This is a genomic window from Kribbella sp. NBC_00359 (assembly GCF_036097425.1).
GTDB lineage: Bacteria > Actinomycetota > Actinomycetes > Propionibacteriales > Kribbellaceae > Kribbella.
Genome location: NZ_CP107975.1, coordinates 1,640,760 through 1,665,595 on the forward strand (window position 1 = coordinate 1,640,760; position 24,836 = coordinate 1,665,595).

The window sequence follows — 24,836 nt, forward strand, 5'->3', positions numbered from 1 at the left end:
TCGGTAACAGCCATCAGGTGTTCTTGGCCAGGATCTTGTTGGCCTTGCTCTCCGCGTCGGACAGCAGCTTGTCGATGTCGGCGTCCTTGCGGGTCAGCACCGCGGACATCGCCACGTCGAGGACGGCGTACAGCTCCTGCGCCTTCGGCGGTTCGAGCTTGTTGGTGATGTTCGGCTGCGCGGCGACGTACGGCGCGAAGTGGTCGACCGGAACAGTCGCGTACTGCTTGCGCAGGTCGACGATCTGCTTGCCCGGCGCGGTATCGCCGTACAGGTCCGGGATCGGCAGTCCGACCGGACGGCCCTGCTCCTTGGACCGCGCGTAGTTGAACTGGCCCTGACCCGGCGTCAGCTCGTGGAACTGCAGCCAGAGCAGACCGGCCTTGATCTTCTCCGGCGTCGCCTTCGGGTTGAACATGTAGCCGTCGCCACCGCTCAGCGACGCCTTGCCGTCGGACTCCGGTACGGCGGTCACGCCGTAGTCGTCGAACTTGCCCTGGAAGTCGTTGTTCACCGACTGCACGACGTCCGGCGCGCCGATCATCATGCCGAGCTTGCCGGAACCCATCATCCGCATCAGGTCCTCCCACTGGAGGAGCTGCTTGCTGCCCATCGAGTTGTCGTCCCAGCGCATCTTCTTCAGGTTCTCCAGCACCGCCTTGCCTTCGGCGCTGTTGAACGCGGCGGTCTTGCCGTCGTCGCTGACCATCGAGCCGCCGCGGGCGTAGAGCGAGGCGGCGAAGTGCCAGCCGCCGGTGTTACCGGCCGAGTACTCGCCATAGCCGACGTACCCGGCGCCGAGCGCGGCGATCTTCTTCGCGTCCTCCTGCACCTCGGACCAGGTCGTCGGCGGGCTGTCCGGGTTCAGGCCGGCCTGGGTGAACAGCTTGCGGTTGTAGACCAGGCCCATGTTGTAGTTGTTGCGCGGCAGGCCGTAGGTCTTGTCGCCGTCCTTGAACACGCCCATCACGTCAGGACGCAGGTCCTTGACCGCGCCGACGCTGCCGACGTACTGGCTGATGTCCGCGGCCTGCTTGGCTTTGATGATCTTCTGGACGTCGGTGTAGTAGACGTAGAAGACATCCTCCTGGGTGCCGCCGGCCAGCTTCGCCTGGAAGGTGTCCGGGTTGATGCAGGGGAACGCGTCCTTGCTCTGGATGGTGATGTTCGGGTGCTGCTTCTGGAAGGCGGCCACATCCGCGTCCCAGGCCGTGCGTTCCTTCGGATTGCTCTTCGGCGGCTGGCAGCCGACCGTGATCGTCACCGGCCCGTCCGCCGATCCCTCGGCGGCCGGCTTCTTCGCCTCCCCCGATCCGCAGGACGCGGCCACCAGCCCGAGTCCCATCACCAACACCAGGCTGAGCCCGCGGCGCGTTGTCCTCATCGATCCACCCTCTCCCTCGATCTTGCGGACACCGTAGGCAACTCGACACCGTCGCGCAATACTTCGATTTGAGATTGCAAAATCGTGACTTCAGATGGGAAGGTCAGCGCTGCGTGCACACACGACAGCAGCCGCCGACCGGGGTACGGTCAGCGGCTGCGGGTGGGAAGGGTCAGATCCGAGCGCGGGCGGTGGAGGCCCGGACCACCAGCTCGGGCTCGAAGAGCAGTTCGTCGGCGGGTACGGCGGCCCGCTCGATCAGCGCGACCAGCATGTCGACCGCGGCCCGGCCCATCGCATCGATCGGCTGGCGGACGGTGGTGAGGGGCGGGTCGGTGCAGTTCATCATCGCGGAGTCGTCGTACCCGATCACCGAGACCTCGTCGGGGACGGAGAGGCCGGCCCGGCGGACCGCGCGGATCGCGCCGAGGGCAAGGATGTCGCTGGCGCAGACGATGCCGGTGACGCCGTTGTTGACCAGCCGGGTGGCAGCCGCGTGCCCGCCCTCGAGCGAGAACATCGTGTGCTCGACCAGGTCCGGATCCGCCTCCTCCGAGGCGAGGAACGCGTCCAGCTTCCGCCGCGACGGGATGTGGTCGCGCGGCCCGAGCACCATCCCGATCCGGCGGTGACCGAGCGCGCGCAGGTGCCCGATCGCCATCTCCGCGGCGACGACGTCGTCCGACGACACCTGCGGGAAGCCGAGGTGGTCGACGGCCGCGTTCACCAGCACGGTCGGCAGCTTGCGCTCCTGGATCAGCTCGTAGTGCTGATGCGGCGCGTCGGCCTGCGCGTAGAACCCGCCGGCGAAGACGACCCCGGACACCTGCTGCTGCAGGAGCAGATCCACGTAGTCGGCCTCGGACACCCCGCCGAGCGTCCGGGTGCAGAGCAAGGAGGTGAAACCTTGCTGCGCGAGCGCGCCACCGACGACCTCGGCGAACGCGGGGAAGATCGGGTTCTGCAACTCCGGCAGCACCAGCCCGACCAGCCTCGCGCGATCGCCGCGCAGCTGCGTGGGACGCTCGTACCCCAGCACGTCCAGCGCGGTGAGCACCGCTTCCCGGGTCGCCTCGGACACTCCGGGCTTCCCGTTGAGGACCCGGCTCACGGTGGCTTCGCTGACGCCGACCTTCTTGGCCACCTCTGCAAGTCGTCGTGTCATGACGCAAACTCTACGCCACATCACGCAAGTTTTTGCAACGACTTACGTACCTCGCTGAAGCCTCAGGATTCCTGACAGACTGGGCGTCGTGCCCCGATTCGTCGCCACTCGCCCGGACACCGGTCTGCTGTCGCTCCCGTGGGATGTGCCGCTGGAGGACTGGCCCGAGGACCAACTGGTCGCGCTGCCGCGCGGTATCTCGCGGCATGTGGTCCGGTTCGTCCGGGTCAACGGCACCGTGTACGCGATCAAGGAGGTGCTCGAGCATCTCGCGATGCACGAGTACCGGCTGCTGCGCGACCTGGAGCGGCTGGAGGCGCCCTCGGTCGAACCGGTCGGCGTGATCACCGACCGGCTCGACCGCGACGGCGAGCCGATCGACTCGATCCTGATCACCCGGCACCTGCAGTTCTCGCTGCCCTACCGCGCGCTGTTCTCCAGCACGCTGCGGCCGGACACCGTCAACCGGCTGATCGACGCCCTGGTCGCGCTGATCGTGCGGCTGCATCTGCTCGGGTTCTTCTGGGGCGACTGCTCGCTGTCCAACACCTTGTTCCGCCGGGACGCCGGCGCGTTCGCGGCGTACCTGGTGGATGCCGAGACCGGCGAGCTGCACCAGGACATCTCCGACGGGCAGCGCGCGCACGACCTGTACACCGCCGAGATCAACCTGTTCGGCGAGCTCCTCGACCTGCAGGAGGGTGGCCTGCTCGACCCGGACATCGACCCGCAGGAGACGGTCCAGTCGATCAACGACCGGTACGACGCTCTGTGGGCGGAGCTGACCGCACCCGAGGAGTTCGCCACCGACGAGATCCACCGGCTGGACTCGCGGATCCGGCGGCTGAACGACCTCGGCTTCGATGTCGCCGAGATCGACATCATCACCGACTGGGACGGCAGCCAGGTCCGGATCCAGCCGAAGGTCGTGGACGCCGGCCACCACTCGCGCCGGCTGCTCCGGCTGACCGGCCTCGACGTCGAGGAGAACCAGGCCCGCCGGCTGCTGAACGACCTGGACTCCTACGCCGCCTCGACCGACCAGCAGAACGAGGACGAGGAGATCGTCGCGCACGAGTGGCTGACCGAGGTCTTCGAACCGGTCGTTCGCCTGGTCCCGCGCGACCTGAAGCGCAAGCTCGAGCCCGCCGAGGTCTTCCACGAGGTGCTCGAACACCGCTGGTTCCTGTCCGAGCAGGCCGGCCACGAGATCGACACGATGGAGGCGGCGCGGTCCTACGTGGACGACGTACTGAGCGCGAAGCCGGACGAGAAGCTCGCGCTGCCGACCCCGGCCATCTCCGAGGCCGACTGAGGCTTGCAACGTCCGGCCGCCCGCCAGCGTGGATAAGGGTGGGAGGTGCCGGATGGAAACGCCCGACTTCGACGAGTGGGTGGCGCAACGGGGTGCCGCGCTGTTGCGGTTCGCGTACCTGCTCACGCGCGACCATGCTCGCGCCGAGGAAGCCGTGCAGGACGCGCTGATCGCCGCGTACTCGCGGTGGACCCGGATCTGTCGTGGTCAGGACCCCGAGGCCTACGTCCGCCGGTCGATCGTGAACGCCGACATCTCCCGGTGGCGCAGGTTCCTCCGTCGGGAGACTCCGACCCCGGACCCGGCGGCGGAGTCCGTCGGCACGGACCTCGCGGACGCGCAGGCGGAGCACGACGCGGTCTGGGCTCTGTGTGCGACCTTGCCGACCAAGCAACGCGCCGCGGTCGTCCTGCGGTACTACGAGGACCTGCCCGACGCCGAGATCGCCGAGGTCCTCGACTGCTCGCCCGCCACCGTCCGCTCGCAGATCCACCGGGCGCTGGCCACCCTGCGCACCACGCTGACCACGGCCGAGGAGGCCACCTGATATGGACGCAACCGAGGACCTGGTCGCGGCGAGCCTGTCGAGGCACGCGGCCGACGCACCGTCCGACGACCACCTGTTGTCCGATGTCCACCATCGCCTGCGCCGCCGGCGTACCGGCCGCACCATCGGTGCCACCGTCCTGGCCTGTGCCGCGGTCGCCACGGCCATCACCGCGGCCCACTCCCTCACCGAACTCCGGACCGACCCGCCGATCGCCCGGCCCGGCGCGGCTGAGCCCGGCTGGCGCTGGGAGTCGTACAAGTTCGCGCAGGTGCAGGTCCCCGAGTCCTGGACGCAGTACATCTCCGGCGCGGCGCCCTGTACGACGTTCTCGTCGTCGAGCCAGCCGGTGATCGGTCGGTTCAACGACTGGCTCGGGAAGTCGAGCCACACGTGTGAGGACGCCGTACTCCCGCTGGATCGGCGGGTCCCGTACCTGTGGTTCAACGACGTCCAGGCGCCCGGGATCAAGCAGTACGACGGGGGCTGGGCCGAGGAGACACGCTATGTCGGCGGGACGAAGGTCAGCGTGCTGACCAACGACGACGCACTCCGCCGGCGCATCTTCGACACCGCCCGCCCGATCACCGGCACCGACGACAACGGCTGCACTCCCACGGACTTCCGGCCGCCCGGCAGCAGTACGAGCGATCCGGTCACGTCAGCCGGCATCTGCGAGTACTGGAACGGCTCCCTGGTCGCGGGGTCGAGCGTTCCCCCAGAACAGGCCGTCGAACTCGCTCGTCTCCTGCGCACCGCGCCCGAGGGCCGGCCGCCGGACTCTCCACCCGGCTGCCAGGACCCGTCTTCCCGCACCTACGTGGTCATTCTCCACACCCGATCCACCTCGTGGCCGGTCCGCGTCACCTACTCCACCTGCAACCTCGGCCGCCAGTTCCCGGCCGACGACGGCACGACCCGGCGCCTGATCGGCTACCCGGCCCTGGACCTCATCCGCACCGGCGTCCACAACCCCAACCAGCCCAGCGACCTCTTCGACCCGGCCCGCCCTCTCACCCCATCACCTCGATGAAGGACTGCCTCACTTGATTCCGGATGTGGAGAAGCCGCTGACGAAGCGGCGTTGCATGAACATGAAAAGGACCAGCACCGGCAGCACGTACATCACCGCACCGGCCGCGACCAGGTTGTTCATCGGCAGGCCCTTGTCGTTGACATAGCCGGTCGCCATCGCCACGGCCAGCGTCGTGCTGTCCTGGCTGAGGAACATGGCCGGCCCGACGAAATCACCCCAGGCGCCGGTGAAGGACAAGATCACACTGGCCGCGATCACCGGCCAGGACTGCGGCAGGAAGATCCGCCAGAAGATCCCGACGTACCCGCAGCCGTCGATGATCGCGGCCTCCTCCATCTCCCGCGGGATGCCGGCGAAGAACTGCCGGAACAGGAAGATCAGGAACGCGCTGCCGCCGAGCCCCCAGGCGACCCACGGCCAGTAGGTGTTGACCATGTGCAGCTTCGCGAAGATCAGGTACGTCGGAACGAGCGTCACGATCCCCGGCAGCATCATCGTGGCCAGCAGTACGACGAACAGCTGCTTCTTCCCGGGCGCGGTCAGCCGGGCGAACCCGAACCCGACCCAGGCCGAGCTGAGCGTGGTCAGCGTGGTGGTGATGAACGCGATGGTGAGCGAGTTCTGTGTCGCGCCGAGGAAGTTCACCTGGCTGATCGCGTCGGTGAAGTTCGCGAACCGCGGCGCGGACGGCCACCACGTCGGCGGGAACGACGCCATCTCGGCCGGCGACTTCAGCGAGGTCGACACCAGCCAGAGGATCGGGCTCAGCATCACCAGGACGACGGCCAGCAGCACGATGTACAGCGCCCAGCGGTTCGTCCTGGTCATCGCTTGCCCTCCGGCTCGACGGTGTAGAAGACCGTCCGCGCGCTGACCTTGATGATGAGCAACGTGACTAACAGGATCACCGCGAACAGCAGCCACAGCATCGCCGAGGCGTACCCGAAGCGAGAGGCGCTGAAGTACTGCGCGAAGACGTGGATCATGTAGAGATAGTCGCCCTGTGGAACCGTGCCGGCCCCACTCAGCGACCCGGACGACAGCAGCAACGGCGCGAACGACTGCAGCGACCCGATCACCCCGGTGATCACCTGGAACAGGATCACCGGCGACAACAACGGCACGGTGATCCTGGTGAAGGACCGCCAGTACGACGCTCCGTCCACCTGGGCCGCCTCGAGCAACTCCCGCGGAATGTCCTGCAATCCGGCCAGCGAGATGATCATCGACCCGCCACAACCCCACAACACCAGCGCGTACAGCACGTAGCGCACGTTCGGATCCACCAGCCAGGTGATCGGATTCGACCCGAGTCCACTCAGTACGCCGTTCGCCGCGCCGGCGTCTCGGTCGAAGATCAGCCGAAAGGTCAACGCCGCCCCGACCGGCGGGACCACGGCCGGCAGGTAGATCAGTGCCCGGAACAGGCCGCGCCCCTTGAGCGGCTGGTTCAGAATCACCGCGAGCAGGAGCCCGGCGAAGATGGAGAGCGGCACCGTGACCAGTGCGAACAGTCCTGTCCTGCCCAGTGAGCTCAGAGTCAGCGGGTCATGGACGATGTCCACGTAGTTCTGGAAGCCGACGAAGTGGGTCCTCGGCGACAGCCCGTCGGAGTCCGTCAGGCTGAGCCAGAACGCGTAACCCAGCGGGAACACCGTCAGCGCGACGAACCCGATGATCCACGGCGCGACGAACATGTAGAACGTCCGTGCCTTCCGCAGGCTGGGCGGCTTCTTCCGACGGTCCGCGCGGTCCGCGGTGGCTTCCGCGGCGGGACGTCGTACCTCGGTCAGTGCCGAGCTCACCGCAACCGCTTCTTTCCATCGGTGAGCTGCGCGTTGATCTGGGTGTTCAGGGTGTCGGCGAACTGGGCCGGCGACAGGGTCCCCTTGATTGCCTTGGGCAACTCTCGGCCGATCACGCCGTCGATCGCGTCCAACCGCACGTACGGCGTGAACGTCATGACCGAGAAATACTTCTGCTCGGCCATCTGGACCTGGTAGGCCTCCTTCTGGAATGGCTGGGTCTGCGGCATCAGCTTCTGCAGCGACTTCAACGGCGGGATGCCCCAGCCGCCCGCCGCCCGCGCCTTGGCGGGGTCGCCGGCCAGGAACCACTCCATCACCGCCCAGGCGGCGTCCTTGTTCTTACCGGCCTTCGGCATCCACAGGCCGGTCGCGCCGTAACAGGGACTGATCCGCGCCCCGGTGCCGAACTGCGGCGCGGGCAGCAGATGGGCGAGTTTCGCGTTCTTCGCATCGGTGCCGAACAGACCGCCGAACCAGTAGCCGTCGGTCGCGACCGCCATCCGCCCCGCCTGGAACGTCGGGCCGTCCCAGCCGTTCGGGTCGGGGTTGAGCACGGTCGGGCCGATCCCGGCCTTGGCGTAGTCGAGGTACCAGGTGATCGCGCGCAGCGCTTCCGGACTGGTCAGGTCGACCGAGGCGAGGTCGTCGGCGAGCACCTTGCCGCCGGCCGAGGCGGTCATCCCGCAGAGCGTGACGAACACGCTCAGGCCGTTCGCGTTGAGGCCGTACGCACTGACCTTGGCACCCTGCCGCTTTGTCAGCCGCTTACCGAGGTCGAGCAACTCGTCGAACGACAACGGCTCGGCCGAGGTCGGATGCGGCACCTTCGCGGCGTCGAACAGCGCCGAGTTGTACCAGAGCATGGCGTCCTGCGAGTAGTCCTTCGCGAACCCGTACCGCGGGCCTGAGCCCTGCTTCTGCCCGTCGAACCGCCACAGGTCGTTCACCGGGTCGATGTCGTCGGCCTTGATCAGCGTGCTCTTCGCGAAGTACGGGTCGAGGTCCTCGGCCACCTCCCGGGCGGCGAGGTACGCCGTGTCCGTCGCACCCATCCCGCGGACGACGTCGGGCGGGTTGCCGCTGGCAAGCATCGCGGTCAGCTTGGTCAGGTCGTATTCGACCGTCTTCACGGTGAGGCCGAGCGCCTGCGCGGCCGCCTTGGCCTCCTTCGGGCCGAACTCGCCCGACTGCGACATGACGGTGACCGTCCCCTTGGCGGCCGAGCCCGAGCCGGCGGCGGCCGGGGTGTTGGTGGACGATGCCGGGGAGCACCCGACCGCGAGCGCACCGCCGGCGGCCGCACCGCTCAGCGCCAGGAACCGGCGGCGGGAGAGCCCTGCGTTCGTAGTGGTCATGGCCAACCTCTCAATCTGAAGTTTCCGGATCGAAGAGCCGGCAGACCGGGCCGGAGGAGGGTCCGGCCTGGTCTGCCAGCGCTTCGCTGTCGTCCTCGGGGCGATAGCCGAGCTCGTGCCGCGCCGAGGTGATGTCCCAGTGGTTCCGGGTGTTCGCGGAGACGCCGAAGTGCACGCCGTACCGCTCGCCGGCCCGCAAGGCCGCGAGAACCAGCCGGCCGGCGTCGTCGTCGGACAGCCACTGCCCGAGGTAGCGCCGTTCGGTCGGCGGCCAGCCGGTCAGGCCGAGCCGCAGACAGGTGACGGACGCGCCGGAACGGTCCGCATGCGTCCGGCCCAGCGCCTCCAGCACGACCTTGCCGACCCCGTACGGACAGCACGGGCGCGGGTCGAGCCGTGGATCGACCGGCCAATGCGCCGGGCGGTTGTACTCCCCGAGTGCGTGCAGTGAGCTGGCCAGGACCAGCTTCGGTACGTTGTGGGCCGCGGCAGCCTCGAGGACAGCCTGGGCTGTCCGGACGTTGGCGGCGTACACGCTGTCCCAGGTCTGCCAGGGGCTGCTGTTCGCAGCCAGGTGCAGGATCGCGTCCGCTCCCGCGAACACCCGGTACGCCGCCTCGGGATCACTGATATCGGCCTGGGCCACCTCGTCGACGGGCGCGGTCGAGGTGGCCCGATCGACCAGCCGGAGCCGGTAGTGTTTGCGTAGCCACGGCAGCAGCACCGTGGCGACGCGCCCCAGCCCGCCGGTGATCACCACCAGCGGTGCGTGGTCGTTCCGCACAGCGTCCATGTCGTCATCCAGGTCGCCGGGCCCGGGACCGATGCCCGAACTGTGGGCGAAATTGTTCGAGCACTTCCCTGTCTGTGTCAAGAGTGTGAACACACCATGTCAGTTTTGTTGACGGCAAGACGATGCTCGGTTGATACTCGTCCAGTGGCTGCGAAGGACACCGGATCACTGCGGGCGCTGCGGCGCACCAACTCCGAACGGATGCTGTCGGCCCTGATGGAGCACGGAGCGTTGCACCGGGCCGAACTGGCGCGTATCTGCGGCGTGTCCCGGACGACCGTGTCCACGATCGTGGCCGACCTGATCACCGGCGGCGTCGTGATCGAAGTGGTCGGCGACCAGGTCGCGCAGGCCGGCATCGACGCTTCCGAGGTCGACGGCCGGGCCCGCGGTTTCCTGCAGGCCAACCCGGCCTCCGGCACAGCCGCCGGCCTGGACTTCACCCTCGAACGCGTCTGGTGCCACCTCACCGACCTGTCCGGCCGGACGCTCGCCAGCGAAGGCGTGACCGCCGCCCGCGACACCCCGTGGCAGGAGCGGCTCACCGCTGGTCTCGCGCTGCTCGACGACCTGCTCGGCCGCGCCGGACTCGATCGCGACAGCCTGGTCGGGGTCACGATCGGTGTCCCCGGGCCGCTCGACCTGCAGACCGGCGTGATCGGACCGTCGTTGCCGGGCCAGGCGTGGGCCGGGGTGAACGTCGCGGCCGAGTTCCGCCGGCATCTCGCCGTACCGGTGCTGGTGGACAACAACACCCGCCTGGAGGCGGTCGCCGAGTTCACCTGGGGCGCGGGCCGCGGTGCGCGCGATGTGCTCTATCTCGGCTTGTCCACCGGCATCGGGTCCGGATTGCTTGTCGACGGCAACCTTCATCACGGCGGCGCGCGCGGTGGTGGCGGCGAGATCGGTCACCTGTCGGCGGACTCGACCGGCGCGGTCTGCCCGTGTGGGAACCGTGGCTGCCTGGTGCAGTACGCGTCGCTGCCCGCCGTACTCGCGGCTCTTGCGCCGGTGCTCGGCGCGGACGCCGGTCTCGACGACCTGCTGGCGGCCGCCGCGGAGGGTCAGCCGGACACCGTGCGGGTGCTGCGCGAGGCCGGGGAGCAGACCGGGCGGGTGCTGGCGAACATCTGCAACCTGCTCAACCCGGAGCGGATCATCGTCGGCGGCGAGCTCGCCCGCGCCGGTGACCTGGTGCTGGAGCCGATCCGCGCCACTCTGCGCCGGACCGCGATGGCCCTCACCCGCGACGCCGAGGTGGTCGCCGCCGAACTCGACCTCGGCGCTCGCGCAGGCGCGTCCGGCGCCGCCGCCCTGGTGCTGCGACAGACCGACCAGCTGGTCACCGCCTTGCTGACCAGCACATACCTGCGAGCAAACGAGGCAATGTGAAGATCGTCGGATACGAGACGTTCCTGGTGGCGCCACGGTGGCAGTTCCTGCGGATCGACACCGACGAAGGGATCAGCGGCTGGGGCGAGCCGATCGTCGAGGGTCGCGCGGAGGCAGTCCAAGGCGCGGTCGCGGCGTTGATGGAATACCTCGTCGGTACTGATCCGCTGCGGATCGAGGACCACTGGCAGACCATGGCCAAAGGCGGTTTCTACCGTGGCGGTCCGGTGCTGTCGAGCGCTCTGGCCGGCATCGACCAGGCCCTGTGGGACATCAAGGGCCGCTACCACGAGACTCCGGTGCACGAACTGCTCGGCGGCCCGGTCCGTGAGCGGGTGCGGATCTATACCTGGGTCCACGGCCGCGACAACGCCCAACTCGTCGACGAGGCGCAAGCCAAGGTGGCCAAGGGATTCACGGCCCTCAAGCTCAACCTCTCCGAGGCGCTGCCGCCGATCCCGTCGCCCGCTCAGCTCCGGGCCGCGGTGAGCCGGGTCCAGGCGTTGCGTGACGCGCTCGGCGACGGTGTCGACATCGCCCTCGATTTCCACGGCCGGTTCAGTACGGCGGCCACCCGCCAGATCCTGCCCTTGCTCGAGCCACTGCTGCCGATGTTCATCGAGGAGCCGGTGCTGCCCGAGTTCGCCCGGGACCTGCGCCGGATCACCGAGTCGACCAGCATCCCGATCGCAACCGGCGAACGGCTCTTCTCCCGCTGGGACTTCCGCGACGTGCTCAGCACCGGCATCGCGGTCGCGCAGCCGGACATCTCGCACGCGGGCGGCATCTCCGAGGTCCGGCGGATCGCCGCCATGGCCGAGGCGTACGATGTGTCCGTCGCGCCGCACTGCCCGTTGGGCCCGATCACGCTCGCTGCCAGTCTGCAGGTCGACCTGGCGATACCGAACTTCCTCATCCAGGAGCAGAGCCTCGGCATCGAGTACGGCGGTGGCAACGCACTGCTCGACTACCTGGTGGACCCGCAGGTGTTCTCGTTCGTCGACGGCCACATCGAGCGGCCGACCGGTCCCGGGCTGGCCATCGAGGTCAACGAGGATGCCGTACGCGCGGCTGCCGCCGAAGGGCACAGCTGGCGGTCACCGGTGCTCCGGCACGCCGACGGCTCCTTCGCCGAATGGTGACAGCACAGGACGTGAGTGAGTGGCACCTCGAGTACGCCGTTCCAGCGCATGGTGTGCGGCTCACCTAGGTGGCATGCGGAGGGCGCCGTCGAGGCGGATCACCTCGCCGTTGAGGAGTTGGTTGTCGAGGATGTGGGCGACCAGGGCGGCGTATTCGGAAGGGTGGCCCAGCCGGGACGGGTGCGGGACCTGCTGCTCGAGGATGGTGCGGGTTTCCTCCGGGAGGCCGGCCAGCATCGGCGTCTCCATGGTGCCGGGGGCGATGGTGACGACGCGGATCCCCTTGTCGGCGAGATCTCTGGCGGCGGTCAGGGTAAGACCGACGATGCCGCCCTTGCTGGCCGCGTACGCCGCCTGGCCGACCTGACCGTCGTACGCCGCGATCGACGCCGTCATCACCACGACGCCGCGATCACCGTCCTCGCCGGGTTCCTGGGCGATCATCCGCTCGGCGGCCAGCCGGAGCACGTTGAAGGTGCCGACCAGGTTCACCTCGACGACCTGCCGGAACGTTGCCAGCGGCAACGGACCCTTGCGGCCGACGACCCGGCCCGGCGTCGCGATCCCGGCGCAGGTGACGACCACCCGCAGCGTCCCCAGCGCGGCGGCCGCGTCGAGGGCAGCGGTCACGGCGGCCTCGTCAGTGACGTCGGCCGGGGCGAACACGACCCGATCGCCCAGCTCGTCCGCGACGGCCTTGCCGGCCGAGGACGGCAGGTCGACGATCACGACCCCCAGTCCGTCGGCGGCGAGCCGTCGTACCGTCGCCTCTCCGAGCCCGGAACCACCACCGGTGACCAGCGCGACGTCGGCCGGGCTGAATTTCATCAAACGCTCCTCAGGAGGTCGCGGCTGATCACCAGCCGCTGGATCTGGTTGGTTCCTTCGAAGATCTGGGTCACCTTGGCCTCACGCATGTACCGCTCGGCCGGGAACTCGCGGGTGTAACCGTACCCACCGAGCACCTGCACCGCGTCCGTGGTGACCTTCATCGCCGCGTCGGTGCAGATCAGCTTGGCGATCGCCGCCTGCTGTGTGAACGGCCGGCCGAGGTCGCGCCGCCGGGCGGCCTGCAGGTACGTCGACCGGGCGGACTCGACCGCGGCCGCCATGTCGGCGAGCAGGAACTGGATCCCCTGGAAGTCCGCGATCGGCTGCCCGAACTGCTGCCGCTCCTTCGCGTACGCCGCGGCCACGTCGAGCGCGGCCTGGGCCAGGCCGGTCGCGCACGCGGCGATCCCGAGCCGGCCGGAGTCCAGCGCGGACAGCGCGATCCGCATGCCGTCGCCCTCGGCGCCGATCAGGTTCGCGGCCGGGATCCGGACGCCGTCGTAGTTGACCAGCGTGGTGGTCGACCCGGTCAGGCCCATCTTGCGCTCGGGCGCGCCGAAGCTGAGCCCCGCGGCCGACGCCGGCACGTGGAACGCGGAGATCCCGCGCTTCGGGTCGTCCGATGTCCGGGCGAAGGTGGTGTAGAAGTCGGCGTGCGAGCCGTGGCTGATCCAGGCCTTCGTCCCGTTCAGGACGTACTGGTCGTCATCGCGGACGGCGCGAGTGGTCATCGCGCTGATGTCGGACCCGGCCTGCGGCTCGGACAGCGCGTACGCGCCGAGCAGGTCGCCGCCGACCATGTCGGGCAGCAGGCGGGCCCGCTGCTCCTCGGTGCCGAACGTCGCCATGGCGTAGCTGGTCATGGTGTGGACGGAGACCCCGACGCCGACCGACATCCAGGCGGCGGCGATCTCCTCCAGCATCTGCAGGTACACCTCGTACGGCTGCTCGGCGCCGCCGTACTGCTCCGGGTAGGGCAGGCCGAGCAGGCCGGCCTTGCCGAGCGTGCGGAACGCATCCCGCGGGAAGGTCTCGCTCTCCTCGGCCCGGGCCGCGTGCGGCGCGAGCTCGTGCTCGCACAGGTCACGGACCAGGGCGAGCAGGTCAACGGACTCATCGGTCGGCAGAAGACGGTCGACAGCCATCAGGCACCCCTCTCAACGGCTGACGAAATGATACTCGCAATGATACTGGAGCACCTAGTTCCGTATCGTTCTATGCTGTCTCGATATGACAACAGTCGTTCCGGGGCGCCGTACCCGCCGGCAGTCCGAGTTGCTCGACCGGCTCCTGGTCCTGTTCCTCGAACAAGGCTTCAGCCGGTTCACCCTGGACGACCTGGCCGCCGAGCTGCGCTGCAGCAAGACGACCCTCTACGCGCTCGCGCCGAGCAAGGAACAGCTCGCCGTCGAGGTGGTGAAGCACTACTTCAAGAATGCCACCGCGCAGGTGGAATCGGCGGTGGCCCGGCAGACCCGGCACGACCGGCGGATCGCGGCGTACCTGAACGCGGTCGCGGACGCGCTCCGGCCGGCCAGCCGGACCTTCCTGGACGATGTGGCCACGTTCGCGCCGGCCCGGTCGGTGTACGAGCGGAACACCCGGATCGCGGCCGAGCGGGTGCGGTCGCTGATCGAGGACGGGATCAACAACAAGATGTTCCGGCAGGTCGACATCGCGTTCGCCGCCGAGATGATCGCGCACACCATGCAGGCGATCCAGCGCGGTGACATCGCCCGCCGTACCGGCCTGAACGACGCCGAGGCCTACCGCGAGCTCGCCTCCTTCGTCCTGCACTCGCTGCGGCTGGACTGACCTTGTAGCTTTTCCGGATGGAACTCAGGCTGGGACCGCTGCTGCGGTACGTCGACGAGACCCGGGCGACCGTCTGGGTGGAGACCGATGGACCGGCCGAGGTCGAGGTCCTCGGCCATCGGGCGCGGACCTGGTCGGTGCACGGCCATCACTACGCCCTGGTCCGGATCGAAGGACTCGCGCCCGACAGCATCACGCCCTACGAGGTGACGCTGGACGGGTCGACGGCCTGGCCGCCGGCTGACAACTCCTACGGTCCCAGCGTGATCCGGACGCCTCGGGCGGACGGGACCTTCCGGCTGACGTTCGGGTCGTGCCGGCGGTCGGCGCCGTTCGACCCGCAGGGTTTCAAGGAGTTCGGTCCGGACGCCCTGGTCGCGCTGGCCGAGCGGATGGCGGCCGGAGACGGCGAGTTGCCCGACGCTGTGCTGCTGCTCGGTGACCAGGTGTACGCCGACGACCCGTCCGACGCCGTACTGCAGCGGCTGCACGACAAGCACGGCGGCCGGCAGGGATCCGAGGTGGCCGACGAGATCGGCAACTTCGAGGAGTACACGTGGCTGTACGACGACTCCTGGACGACGCCGGCCGTGCGATGGCTGTTCTCGACCGTCCCCTTGTGCATGCTGCTCGACGACCACGACCTGCGCGACGACTGGAACACCTCGATGACCTGGCGGCGCTGGGCGACCGCGCAGCCGTGGTGGCGGGACCGCGTGGTCGGCGCGTACGCGTCGTACTGGGTCTATCAGCACCTCGGCAACTTGTCGCCCGAGCAACTCGACCGGGATTCGACGTACCACGCGATGCTGTCGATCGAGGACGACGACGAGCGCGCGGCGTACCTGGACCGCTTCGCCTGGACCGCGGACGAGGACCCGGCGTCGTGCCGGTGGAGTTTCTACCGCGACTTCGGTGACGCCTCCCGCGGCGTCCGGCTGGTCGCGGTCGACTCGCGCTGCTCACGGCATCTCGAGCCGGACGAGCGGGCGATGGTGGATGCCCACGAGTGGGAGTGGGTACGACGGCACACCGTCGAGGCCACGCGTCCGATCCACCATCTGCTGCTCGCATCGACCTTGCCGTTCCTGCTCGCGCCCGGGCTGCATCACCTGGAGGGATGGGACGAGGCGATCTCGTCCGGCGCATGGGGACCGCGCAGCGCCCGGATCGGCGAGAAGGTCCGGCAAGGGATGGATCTGGAGCACTGGGCGTCGTTCCGGAAGTCGCTCGACGACGTGACGTCCTTGCTGGCCGAGCTGGTCAGTGGCGAGGATCCGCCGGTGTCGATCCTGATGCTGTCCGGCGACGTGCACTGCAGCTATCTCGCCGAGGCTTGGCTGACCGACGTACCGCATCCTGGTACGGCGATCCGGCAGTTGACCATGTCGCCGTTCCGGAATCCGGTGCCGCGGTACATCCGATGGGCGAACCACTTGCTCGGCACCCGCTTGATGACAGCCCTGCTGCACAAGCTCGCCCGGATGGCCGGGGTCCGGGATGTGGCGGCCGAGTGGCGGCTCGCGCACGGGCCGTGGTTCGGCAACGGCGCGATGACGGTGACGCTTTCCGGCGAGGACTGGACGGTCGACGTCGACCACGCGGAGTTGCGTGGTGACCGGCAAATGCTCGAGCGGACGTTGACCTATGGACGCCTAGACTCCTCAAGCACTCGATTGACGTCCTGAAGATGCCGCTCCGCTCATCAGAGCCGCACGCCCCGGAAGGCTGATGGCCATGAAATCGTCCACCCTTCGACGCACGGCGGCGGTGCTCGCCGCCACTGCGCTGACCCTTGTCGCGACCATGCCGGCCAAGGCCGATCCGGTGAAGCCGCCCCGGCTGTCTGCCAAGGCGATCACCTCGGCCCTGAACGAGGAGGTGAACACCCCGGGCACCGCCTGGATGACCAAGCCGGACGGCACCGTCGTGGTCTCCTACGACACCACCGTCACCGGCACCAAGCTGACCGCGCTCACCAACGTGACCAAGCGGCTCGGTCAGGGCATCACGATGGAGAAGCTGCCCGGCAAGCTGACGAAGTACATCAGCGGCGGCATGGCGACGTACGGCGGCGACGTCAGGTGCTCGGTCGGCTTCAACGTGCAGCGGCGTGGGAAGTACTACTTCCTCACCGCCGGTCACTGCGGCAACGAGGCCGCCCGCTGGTACCAGGACGCCAACCACCAGGTCTTCACCGGCGCGGTGCACCACTCCAGCTACCCGTGGAACGACTACTCGCTGATCGTCTACCGCACCGACATCAAGATGAAGCCGCCGGGCGGCAGCGTGTACCTCTACAACGGGCACTCGCAGGACATCACGACGGCGATGAATCCGGGCATCGGGCAGTACGTGTACCGCAGCGGCTCCACCAGTGGCCTGCACAGCGGCCGCGTCACCGGGCTGAACGCGACGGTCAACTACGGCGACGGCCGGGTGGCCGGCCTGATCCGCACCAGCGTGTGCGCGGAGCCGGGCGACTCGGGCGGTCCGCTGTTCTACCGGCAGTGGGCGTTCGGCCTGACCTCGGGCGGCTCCGGCGACTGCACCTCGGGCGGTGTCACCTACTTCCAGCCGGTAGTCGAGGCCCTCAACGTGTACGGCGTCTCCATCTACTGAGCGCAGGTTTCCCCTACGCTCCGAATTCACCTGAATACTCAGGGAGAGACCGGGGTAGGAGTGGTCACGGTTTAAGTCAAGGACGCACCCGCCCCGAGCGCGTCCTCATCGTGAGGAGGCTGAAACCGTGACATTTTCGCCTATCCGCCGTACCACCGCGATCCTGGCCGCCGCCGGGCTCGCTGCCGCCGGACTGCTGGCCACCCAGGCCTCGGCCGCGACGATCAACCCGTCGACGCTGTCCGCATCCGCGATCACCGCGACCTTGAGCAAGGACGCGTCGATCCCGGGCACCGCCTGGCAGACGAACCCGGACGGCCGGATCATCGTCTCGTACGACGACACGGTCACCGGTGCCAAGATGTCGGCGCTGACCGGTGTCACCAAGCAGTTCGGCAACCGGGTCACGCTGGAGAAGATCCCCGGCAAACTGACGAAGTACATCGCCGGCGGTGACGCCATCTACGGCGGGCAGTACCGCTGCTCGCTCGGCTTCAACGTCCGTAGTGGCAGCACGTACTACTTCCTGACCGCGGGACACTGCGGCAACATCGCGTCCAGCTGGTACGCGAACTCGAGCAAGACCACGCTGCTCGGGACGACCTTCGGGTCGAGCTTCCCGGGGAACGACTACGCGATCGTGAAGTACAGCACGTCGTACACGAACCACCCCGGCACGGTGGATCTGTACAACGGCTCCTCGCAGGACATCACGTCCGCCGGCAACGCGTCTGTCGGTCAGGCGGTCAAGCGCAGCGGTAGCACCACCGGTGTGCACAGCGGTTCGGTCACGGCGACGAACGCCACGGTGAACTACGCCGAGGGCACCGTCACCGGTCTGATCCGCACCAACGTCTGCGCCGAGGGTGGCGACTCCGGCGGCGCCCTGTTCGCGGGCTCCGTGGCCCTCGGCCTCACCTCCGGTGGATCCGGCAACTGCTCCTCCGGCGGTACGACGTACTTCCAGCCCGTCACCGAAGCCCTCTCGCGCTACGGCGTCAGCGTCTACTGACACCTGAGGTCTTCAAGCACACGAACGGCGCCCTGGATCTACCAGGATCCAGGGCGCCACTAACGTCCACTTCAGCTCGCGCGGCGGCGGGAGATTTCGTAGAGGGTCACGCCGGTGGCGATGCCCGCGTTGAGGGACTCCGTCGCGGTGGTCATGGGGATGGAGACGATGAGGTCGCAGTTCTCCCGGACCAGGCGGGCCAGGCCCTTGCCTTCGGAGCCGACCACCAGGACCAGGGGTTCGGTGGCGGCGTCCAGCGCGGGGAGCTCGATGGCGCCGTCCATGTCCAGGCCGATGACCAGGAGGCCGGCTTCCTTGTAGGACTTGAGGGCACGGTTGAGGTTGGTGGCTCGGGCGACCGGGATCCGGGCCGCCGCGCCGGCCGACGTCTTCCACGCGGACGCGGACATGGACGCCGCACGACGCTCCGGCACGAGTACGCCGTGGGCACCGAAGGCGGCCGCGGACCGGGTGATCGCGCCCAGGTTGCGCGGGTCGGTCACGCCGTCGAGCGCGACGATGAGCGGCACCTCGCCGGCGTCGTACGCCCGGGTGAGCAGGTCGTCGGGATGCGCGTACTCGTACGGCGGGATCTGGATCGCGACGCCCTGATGGGCCCCGCCGGCGGTGACCCGGTCGAGCTCGGTCCGGGGCACCTCGAGCACCGAGATGCCGTGCTCGACCGCGATCAGCAACGCCTCCCGCAGCCGGGCGTCCCGTTCGGTGCCTTCGGCAACATGCAGCGCGGCGGCCGGGACGCCGGCCCGCAGCGCCTCGACCACCGGGTTGCGGCCGTAGACCCACTCGACACCGGTGTCCATGGACTTGCGGGCCGGGCGGTTGCGGTCACGCTCCTTGGCGCGCTCCTGGGCCTTCGCCCGCTTGTGCGCGGGGTGCTTGACCCGGTCCACCGCCTTCGGAGTCGGGCCCCTGCCCTCGAGACCGCGGCGGACCCGGCCACCGGATCCGGCCGTCGGGTTCCCCTTCGGCTTCTTCCGGATGGCGCCCTTGCGCTGGCTACTGCCTGGCACGTCAGTTTCCTTCGTCGGTTGTAATCGGTGCCGCGAGCGACCAGCGTGGTCCCTGCGGCGTGTCCTCGACGACGACGCCGAGTGCCTTCAGCCGGTCGCGGATCGCGTCCGACGCGGTGTAGTCCTTGCGTTCACGGGCGGCCTGCCGCTGCTCCAGCAGCGCCTTCACCAGCCCGTCCACCACCTCGGTGAGCTCGTCGCCGACCGCGGCCCGCGAGGCCCACGGCTCCGCCAGCGGGTCCAGCCCGAGCACGCCGAGCATGGCGCGCACGGCGGCCAGCGCTTCCCGCAGCGCGGGCGAATCACCGTCGGCGACCAGCTTGTTCCCGTCGCGGACGGTGTTGTGCAGTACGGCGACCGCCGCGGGCGTGCCGAGGTCGTCGTCCATCGCGGCGACGAAGTCCGTCGGCAGCTCCACCGCCGGCTCGACCCCACCCGTCACCTCGTCGGCCCGGGTGACGAAGCCCTCGATCCGCTGGAAGCTCGTCGCCGCCTCGTCCAGCGCGGCGAACGAGAACTCCACCACGGACCGGTAGTGCGACTGCACCAGGTAGTACCGCAGCTCGATCGGCCGCACCCGCTGGACCACGTTGCGCACGATCGCGCCGTTGCCCATCGACTTGGACATCTTCTCGCCGGCCGTGGTGACCAACGCGCTGTGCATCCAGAACCGGGCGAACTTCTGCCCGACCGCGGTCGACTGGGCCAGCTCGTTCTCGTGGTGCGGGAAGCGCAGGTCCAGCCCGCCGCCGTGAATGTCGAACTCGTCACCCAGATACTTGCCCGCCATCGCGGAGCACTCCAGATGCCAGCCCGGGCGGCCGCGGCCCCACGGCGTCGGCCAGGAGGCCGTCCGCGGTGTGCCCTCGGTGTAGCCCTTCCAGAGCGCGAAGTCGCGCGGATCCCGCTTGCCACGCGGGTCCGCGTCCTCGGCGGGCTCCATGTCCTCGATCTTCTGGTGGGACAGAGCGCCGTACGACGGCCAGGACCTGACGTCGAAGTAGACGTCGCCGGAGCCGTCCGGAGCGACGTACGCGTGCCCGCGCTCGATCAGCTCGGCGATCATCTCCAGCATCTCCGGGACGTGACCGGTCGCGCGCGGCTCGTACGTCGGCGGGCGGCAGCCGAGCACGTCGTACGCCCAGTGCAGCTCGCGCTCGAACTCGTAGGCGTGCGCCCACCACGGGACGTGCCGCTCGGCCGACTTGGCCAGGATCTTGTCGTCGATGTCGGTCACGTTCGCGATCACGGTGACCTGGTAGCCCGAGCGCTCCAGCCAGCGCCGCAGGACGTCGAAGACGACCTCCTTGTAGATGTGCCCGACATGCGGGGCACCCTGCACCGTCAGCCCACAGTGGTAGATCCCGATCTGGCCCGGATGGACCGGCACGAAATCCCTCACTGCTGCCGTTGCGGTGTCGTACAAGCGAAGTGTCACCGGTCAAGGGTAACGGGAAGTGGCACTCCTCCTTGACAAGATGTCCCCAAGCGCGCTCATCCAGGAGGACTCTTGTCGAACCAGGGCCCGTACGGACCGCCACCCGGGCAGTACCAGGGGCCGCCACCGCCCCCGCCGTACGGCCCCCCACCGGGTGGTCCGCAGTACGGCCCGCCGCCGGGCGGTCCGCAGCACTGGGGCCCGCCGCCACCGCACGGTCCGGGATTCGGCTGGGGCTCGAACGGATTCCCGCCGCCCAAGAAGAAGAGCAAGGCGGGCTGGATCATCCTGCCGATCGCCATCGTCGGGCTGGCGGTCGTCGGGTTCGCGGTGATCAGCTCGGTGCTGAAGCACAACGACAGCGACTACGCCCAGCCACAGCCGACCTCCACGGCGACCGACGGTCCGACCGAGGAACCGACGTACATCGCGACGACCAAGGCCCCGACGGCGCCGGCCACCACCCGGACGACTCAGCCGCAGCCGACGAAGACCACGCCGCCCCCGCCCTCGGACACCGACATCGTCGCGAAGAACCGGATCTACAAGACCGGCGTGCAGAGGACGGTGAACTGCCGAGAGTCCGGCGCCCGCGCGAACGGCGCCACCAACGCGCGCAAGTACTACAACGCTGTGCTGGCCTGTCTGGTCAAAGCTTGGCCGAAGCAGGTCGCGCTGGCCGGCGGGCGGTTCGTGCCGCCGCACCTGGTCGGCTTCGCCGGGACGGCCCAGTCCCCGTGTGGCGGGAGCTCGCCGAGCTCCTTCTACTGCTCGTCGAACCGGACCATCTACATGGACGTCAACAGCGACCTGAAGTGGTACCAGCTGTATCTGACCTACCCCAACAAGACCCAGGCGATGGCCTGGTTGCGGGCGGAGATGACCGACACGGTCGCGCACGAGTTCGGTCACCACGTGCAGAACATGACCGGGATCCTGGCGGCCACGGACAACCTGCAGTACGAGTTCAGCGGTGACAAGTCGCTGGAGATGAGCCGCCGGCTGGAGATCCAGGCGACCTGTTTCGGCAACGTGTTCATGGGCGCGAACAAGAGCAGCTACGGGATGACCGGGCTGCTGAAGTCGCAACTGGACTACCTGCACTCCCACCAGGGCGACGAGTACATGACCCAGCCGGACCACGGCAGCCGGGAGATCATCCCGCGCTGGGCGAACGCCGGTTTCGTCACCCGCAGCCCGTCCGCCTGCAACACCTACACCGCCTCGCCGAAGTACGTGCGGTAATTACTCACCATTCGACCCAGATTGAATGGTTGATTCTTACCGAAGCCGGGTAAAACCTCCGCCGAGCGCTCTGTCCGCCCCTCATCGCTCTGTGGAGGTCCACCGTGAAGTCCGCCCTTTTCACGGGTGCCGCCGTCACTCTTGGTCTGCTTCTGGCCTCGATCGGCTCCGCCCAAGCCAGCACCACCTCGCCCGCATCCCACCAGCCAACGCCCCAGGCCCGTCAGCACGGCATCGACAAGGCCGGCGACGCGTACATGGGCTGGCTGTCGAACACCACGACCAGCGCTGCTCCGGCAGTGATGGCCCCCGCCGCATCGGTCGAAGGTATCGACGTCTCCAGCCATCAGGGCAACGTCAACTGGGCCTCGCAGTGGACTGCCGGCAAGCGGTTCGCCTACGTGAAGGCGAGCGAAGGCAACTACTACACCAACCCGTACTTCGCCCAGCAGTACAACGGCTCCTACAACGTCGGGATGATCCGCGGCGCCTACCACTTCGCCACCCCGAACGACTCCAGCGGCGCCAACCAGGCCAACTACTTCGTCGACCACGGCGGAGGCTGGTCCCGGGACGGCAAGACCCTGCCGGGCTCGCTCGACATCGAGTACAACCCGTACGGCGCAACCTGCTACGGGCTGAGCCAGGCCGCGATGGTCAACTGGATCCGCGACTTCCTCAACACCTACAAGGCGCGGACCACGCGGGACGCGGTGATCTACACCAACCTCGACTGGTGGAGCCAGTGCACCGGCAACAGCACCGCGTTCAACGCCACCAACCCGCTCTGGGTCGCCCGGTACGCCTCGGCGCCCGGCACCCTGCCCGGCGGCTGGCCGTTCCACACGATCTGGCAGTACAGCTCCACCCCGATCGACCAGGACCGGTTCAACGGCGACCAGTCCCGGCTGGTTGCCCTCGCCAACGGGTGAGCCGGGGGTAATTGGGTTGCGGCGGTCTCATAGTCTCGATCGGTGAGCTTTTCGCTGCCGATCGAGACCGACCGCCTGACCCTGCGCCGCTATCTCGCCACCGATTACGACGACCTGCTCAGGCTGCAGTCCAGACCGGATGTCGCCCGGTTCCTGCTGCACGGCCCGAGGACCCCCGAGCAGGTGAAGGAGGCCCTCGCCGGCCGGCTGACCGACGTACCGATGGACACCGACGGTCAAGCGCTCACCGTCGCTGTGATCCTGCGGGAAACCGGTCAGCACGTCGGCGAGGTCACCTTGTTCGTGCACAATGCCGAGCAGCGGACCGGGGAGATCGGGTTCGTGTTCCACCCGGACTTCCACGGCCGCGGGTTCGCCGCGGAGGCCTCGATCGAACTGCTCCGGCTCGGCTTCGAGGAGCTCGGCATGCACCGGATCATCGGCCGGCTGGACGCCCGCAACACCGCCTCGGCGAACCTGCTGAAGCGGCTCGGCCTGCGCCAGGAGGCGCACTTCGTCAAGAACGAGTTCCTGAAGGGCGAATGGACCGACGAACTGGTCTTCGCGATGCTCGCCGAGGAGTGGGACAAACGCTCGTAAGTATTTGACAGCAGAAATGGCTGTCGCGGCACGCGTTCACCGCGACAGTCGCGGCCGGTACGTCTACCGTCGAAACATGATCGCCGCCCGTTCCTTCACCGCCCTGATTCTCGGTGTGGTCGTGCTGAGCGCGGGCTCGCTCCCGAGCGAGGCCGTCAAGGTAGCCCCACCGCGTCAGATCGCCTACCGCACGTGGACGTCGACCACCGACTTCCTCGCCGGTGCCCAGTACGGCACCACCGTCGCCGACGGTGCCCTGACCTTCGGTACGTCGACCGGCACCACGGCGTACGTCGATCCGTTCGGGGACGGCACCGCCAAGAACTACGACCAGACCAGCTGGATCTCGCCGATGGTCAGCAGCGGCTTCGGGTTGACCGAGCTGGTCGCGTCCTGGAACGCGACCACGCCGCCCGGCACCTGGATCGAGGTCTCGCTGGCAGGTACGACGGATCTCGGCACCACGACCAAGTGGTACGTGCTCGGCCGCTGGTCCGGCGGCGACGACACCGCCGCCGGCGACATCCACCGCACATCCGTGCCGGCGCAGGGTGACGCCGACGGATCTGTTGCCGTCGACACCTTTACCGCCGCGACCGGCCATTGGCTGGATCGCTGGCAGCTCAAGGTCAGCCTGTACCGGCTCAGCGGTACGACGCAGTCGCCGGTGGTGCGGTCCGTGGGTGCGATGGCGTCCCGGCTGCCCGCCGACAAGAAAGTTGCCGTGAGCCCCCTTGGTGGCGCGGAGGGCGTCGTACTGGATGTGCCGACGTACTCGCAGGAGACGCATATCGGGCAGTATCCACAGTGGGACGGCGGCGGTGAGGCGTGGTGCTCGGCGACCTCGACCGCGATGGTGCTCGACTACTACGCCGCCGGGCCGACCGCGGCGGAGACGGCGTGGGTCGATCCGTCCTACACCGATCCGCAGGTGGACCACTCGGCGCGCTCGGTGTTCGACTACTCCTACGACGGCGCCGGGAACTGGCCGTTCAACACGGCGTACGCCGGGAGCCGTGGAGTGGACGGGTTCATCACCCGGCTGCGGTCGCTGACCGAGGCGGAGCAGTTCATCAAGGCGGGGATCCCGCTGGTCGCGTCGCTGTCGTTCAAGAAGGGCGACCTGCCCGGCGCGGGCTACGGGACCAACGGGCACCTGATGGTGATCGTCGGGTTCGACCAGGCCGGCAACGTCGTCGTCAACGATCCAGCCTCGCATCTGATCGCGAGCAACGACCAGGTGCGGACGACGTACGACCGGGCCGCGTTCGAGAACGCGTGGGTGCCGCACTCCGGTGGGCTCGTCTACGTGATCCACCCGGCGGGCATGCCGTTGCCGGCGCCGCCGGATCCGCAGCACAACTGGTGAGAGC

Annotated in this window: 23 protein-coding genes; 13 read left to right on the forward strand and 10 right to left on the reverse strand. The window is 68.6% G+C overall.

Translation table 11 applies throughout. The annotated features are described in order from the left end of the window. Positions 1–13: 13 nt before the first annotated feature. Positions 14–1,384, reverse strand: coding sequence for an ABC transporter substrate-binding protein (locus tag OG876_RS07920; protein WP_328524129.1), 1,371 nt, complete (start codon positions 1,382–1,384; stop codon positions 14–16). 172 nt (positions 1,385–1,556) lie between these two features. Further along, a complete protein-coding gene (locus OG876_RS07925) occupies positions 1,557–2,549 on the reverse strand; it encodes a LacI family DNA-binding transcriptional regulator (RefSeq protein WP_328524130.1) in 993 nt (330 codons plus the stop codon). A 67-nt stretch (positions 2,550–2,616) separates the two neighbouring features. On the opposite strand from OG876_RS07925, the gene OG876_RS07930 reads away from it, so the two are divergent. Genes OG876_RS07930 through OG876_RS07940 form a run of 3 tightly spaced genes read left to right on the forward strand, consistent with a single transcriptional unit; the run spans position 2,617 to position 5,444 of the window. Further along, positions 2,617–3,864: a DUF4032 domain-containing protein gene (locus OG876_RS07930; RefSeq protein ID WP_328526869.1), complete on the forward strand. Its 1,248-nt coding sequence runs from the start codon at positions 2,617–2,619 to the stop codon at positions 3,862–3,864. A 52-nt stretch (positions 3,865–3,916) separates the two neighbouring features. Next, the gene (locus tag OG876_RS07935) at positions 3,917–4,411 is read left to right on the forward strand and encodes a SigE family RNA polymerase sigma factor (protein WP_328524131.1); all 495 of its coding nucleotides are present in this window, start codon (positions 3,917–3,919) and stop codon (positions 4,409–4,411) included. A 1-nt stretch (position 4,412) separates the two neighbouring features. Continuing rightward, positions 4,413–5,444 (forward strand): hypothetical protein, encoded by a 1,032-nt coding sequence (locus tag OG876_RS07940; RefSeq protein ID WP_328524132.1) that lies wholly within the window; start codon positions 4,413–4,415, stop codon positions 5,442–5,444. Between the two features lie 9 nt (positions 5,445–5,453). Here the strand turns inward: OG876_RS07940 and OG876_RS07945 are convergent, their stop codons facing one another. Genes OG876_RS07945 through OG876_RS07960 form a run of 4 tightly spaced genes read right to left on the reverse strand, consistent with a single transcriptional unit; the run spans position 5,454 to position 9,403 of the window. Then, positions 5,454–6,275 carry a carbohydrate ABC transporter permease gene (locus tag OG876_RS07945; RefSeq protein WP_328524133.1) on the reverse strand — a complete coding sequence of 274 codons (822 nt, stop codon included), beginning with the start codon at positions 6,273–6,275 and terminating at the stop codon, positions 5,454–5,456. After that, entirely contained in the window at positions 6,272–7,252 is a 981-nt protein-coding gene (locus OG876_RS07950) for a carbohydrate ABC transporter permease (RefSeq protein ID WP_328524134.1), read from the reverse strand. Before OG876_RS07950 ends, OG876_RS07945 begins: the two co-directional genes overlap by 4 nt. Then, positions 7,249–8,610 (reverse strand): extracellular solute-binding protein, encoded by a 1,362-nt coding sequence (locus tag OG876_RS07955; protein WP_328524135.1) that lies wholly within the window; start codon positions 8,608–8,610, stop codon positions 7,249–7,251. The genes OG876_RS07950 and OG876_RS07955 overlap by 4 nt, the downstream gene beginning before the upstream one ends. 10 nt (positions 8,611–8,620) lie before the next feature. After that, complete coding sequence (locus OG876_RS07960) at positions 8,621–9,403, reverse strand: NAD-dependent epimerase/dehydratase family protein (RefSeq protein ID WP_328524136.1); 783 nt, start codon at positions 9,401–9,403, stop codon at positions 8,621–8,623. 144 nt (positions 9,404–9,547) lie between these two features. Here OG876_RS07960 and OG876_RS07965 point away from each other — a divergent pair, with 144 nt between their 5' ends. Together OG876_RS07965 and dgoD are read left to right on the forward strand one after the other, a co-directional pair. Beyond that, complete coding sequence (locus OG876_RS07965; protein ID WP_328524137.1) at positions 9,548–10,795, forward strand: ROK family transcriptional regulator; 1,248 nt, start codon at positions 9,548–9,550, stop codon at positions 10,793–10,795. Then, entirely contained in the window at positions 10,792–11,937 is a 1,146-nt protein-coding gene (dgoD, locus tag OG876_RS07970; RefSeq protein WP_328524138.1) for a galactonate dehydratase, read from the forward strand. Before OG876_RS07965 ends, dgoD begins: the two co-directional genes overlap by 4 nt. A 60-nt stretch (positions 11,938–11,997) precedes the next feature. Here the strand turns inward: dgoD and OG876_RS07975 are convergent, their stop codons facing one another. Both OG876_RS07975 and OG876_RS07980 read right to left on the reverse strand, forming a co-directional pair. Further along, the gene (locus tag OG876_RS07975; protein ID WP_328524139.1) at positions 11,998–12,765 is read right to left on the reverse strand and encodes an SDR family NAD(P)-dependent oxidoreductase; all 768 of its coding nucleotides are present in this window, start codon (positions 12,763–12,765) and stop codon (positions 11,998–12,000) included. Continuing rightward, positions 12,765–13,913, reverse strand: a complete 1,149-nt coding sequence (locus OG876_RS07980; protein WP_328524140.1) for an acyl-CoA dehydrogenase family protein — start codon at positions 13,911–13,913, stop codon at positions 12,765–12,767. Before OG876_RS07980 ends, OG876_RS07975 begins: the two co-directional genes overlap by 1 nt. Before the next feature lie 85 nt (positions 13,914–13,998). Between OG876_RS07980 and OG876_RS07985 the strand changes: the two genes are divergently transcribed. The 4 genes from OG876_RS07985 to OG876_RS08000 all read left to right on the forward strand — a co-directional run bounded on the left by OG876_RS07985 (position 13,999) and on the right by OG876_RS08000 (position 18,217). Further along, positions 13,999–14,583, forward strand: coding sequence for a TetR/AcrR family transcriptional regulator (locus tag OG876_RS07985; protein ID WP_328524141.1), 585 nt, complete (start codon positions 13,999–14,001; stop codon positions 14,581–14,583). A gap of 17 nt (positions 14,584–14,600) precedes the next feature. Then, entirely contained in the window at positions 14,601–16,271 is a 1,671-nt protein-coding gene (locus tag OG876_RS07990; RefSeq protein WP_328524142.1) for a DUF7800 domain-containing protein, read from the forward strand. A 49-nt stretch (positions 16,272–16,320) separates the two neighbouring features. Continuing rightward, positions 16,321–17,205 carry a S1 family peptidase gene (locus OG876_RS07995; protein WP_328524143.1) on the forward strand — a complete coding sequence of 295 codons (885 nt, stop codon included), beginning with the start codon at positions 16,321–16,323 and terminating at the stop codon, positions 17,203–17,205. Between the two features lie 127 nt (positions 17,206–17,332). After that, positions 17,333–18,217 carry a S1 family peptidase gene (locus OG876_RS08000; protein WP_328524144.1) on the forward strand — a complete coding sequence of 295 codons (885 nt, stop codon included), beginning with the start codon at positions 17,333–17,335 and terminating at the stop codon, positions 18,215–18,217. A gap of 71 nt (positions 18,218–18,288) precedes the next feature. Here OG876_RS08000 and rlmB read toward each other — a convergent pair whose 3' ends face one another. Together rlmB and cysS are read right to left on the reverse strand one after the other, a co-directional pair. Next, positions 18,289–19,248 carry a 23S rRNA (guanosine(2251)-2'-O)-methyltransferase RlmB gene (rlmB, locus tag OG876_RS08005; protein ID WP_328524145.1) on the reverse strand — a complete coding sequence of 320 codons (960 nt, stop codon included), beginning with the start codon at positions 19,246–19,248 and terminating at the stop codon, positions 18,289–18,291. Between the two features lies 1 nt (position 19,249). Then, positions 19,250–20,686 carry a cysteine--tRNA ligase gene (cysS, locus tag OG876_RS08010; protein WP_328524146.1) on the reverse strand — a complete coding sequence of 479 codons (1,437 nt, stop codon included), beginning with the start codon at positions 20,684–20,686 and terminating at the stop codon, positions 19,250–19,252. A 72-nt stretch (positions 20,687–20,758) separates the two neighbouring features. On the opposite strand from cysS, the gene OG876_RS08015 reads away from it, so the two are divergent. The 4 genes from OG876_RS08015 to OG876_RS08030 all read left to right on the forward strand — a co-directional run bounded on the left by OG876_RS08015 (position 20,759) and on the right by OG876_RS08030 (position 24,832). Continuing rightward, complete coding sequence (locus OG876_RS08015) at positions 20,759–21,931, forward strand: neutral zinc metallopeptidase (RefSeq protein WP_328524147.1); 1,173 nt, start codon at positions 20,759–20,761, stop codon at positions 21,929–21,931. A 104-nt stretch (positions 21,932–22,035) separates the two neighbouring features. Then, positions 22,036–22,863 (forward strand): lysozyme, encoded by an 828-nt coding sequence (locus OG876_RS08020; protein WP_328524148.1) that lies wholly within the window; start codon positions 22,036–22,038, stop codon positions 22,861–22,863. A gap of 42 nt (positions 22,864–22,905) precedes the next feature. After that, positions 22,906–23,463 carry a GNAT family N-acetyltransferase gene (locus tag OG876_RS08025; protein WP_328524149.1) on the forward strand — a complete coding sequence of 186 codons (558 nt, stop codon included), beginning with the start codon at positions 22,906–22,908 and terminating at the stop codon, positions 23,461–23,463. A 76-nt stretch (positions 23,464–23,539) separates the two neighbouring features. After that, positions 23,540–24,832 (forward strand): peptidase C39 family protein, encoded by a 1,293-nt coding sequence (locus tag OG876_RS08030; RefSeq protein WP_328524150.1) that lies wholly within the window; start codon positions 23,540–23,542, stop codon positions 24,830–24,832. Positions 24,833–24,836 lie beyond the last annotated feature (4 nt).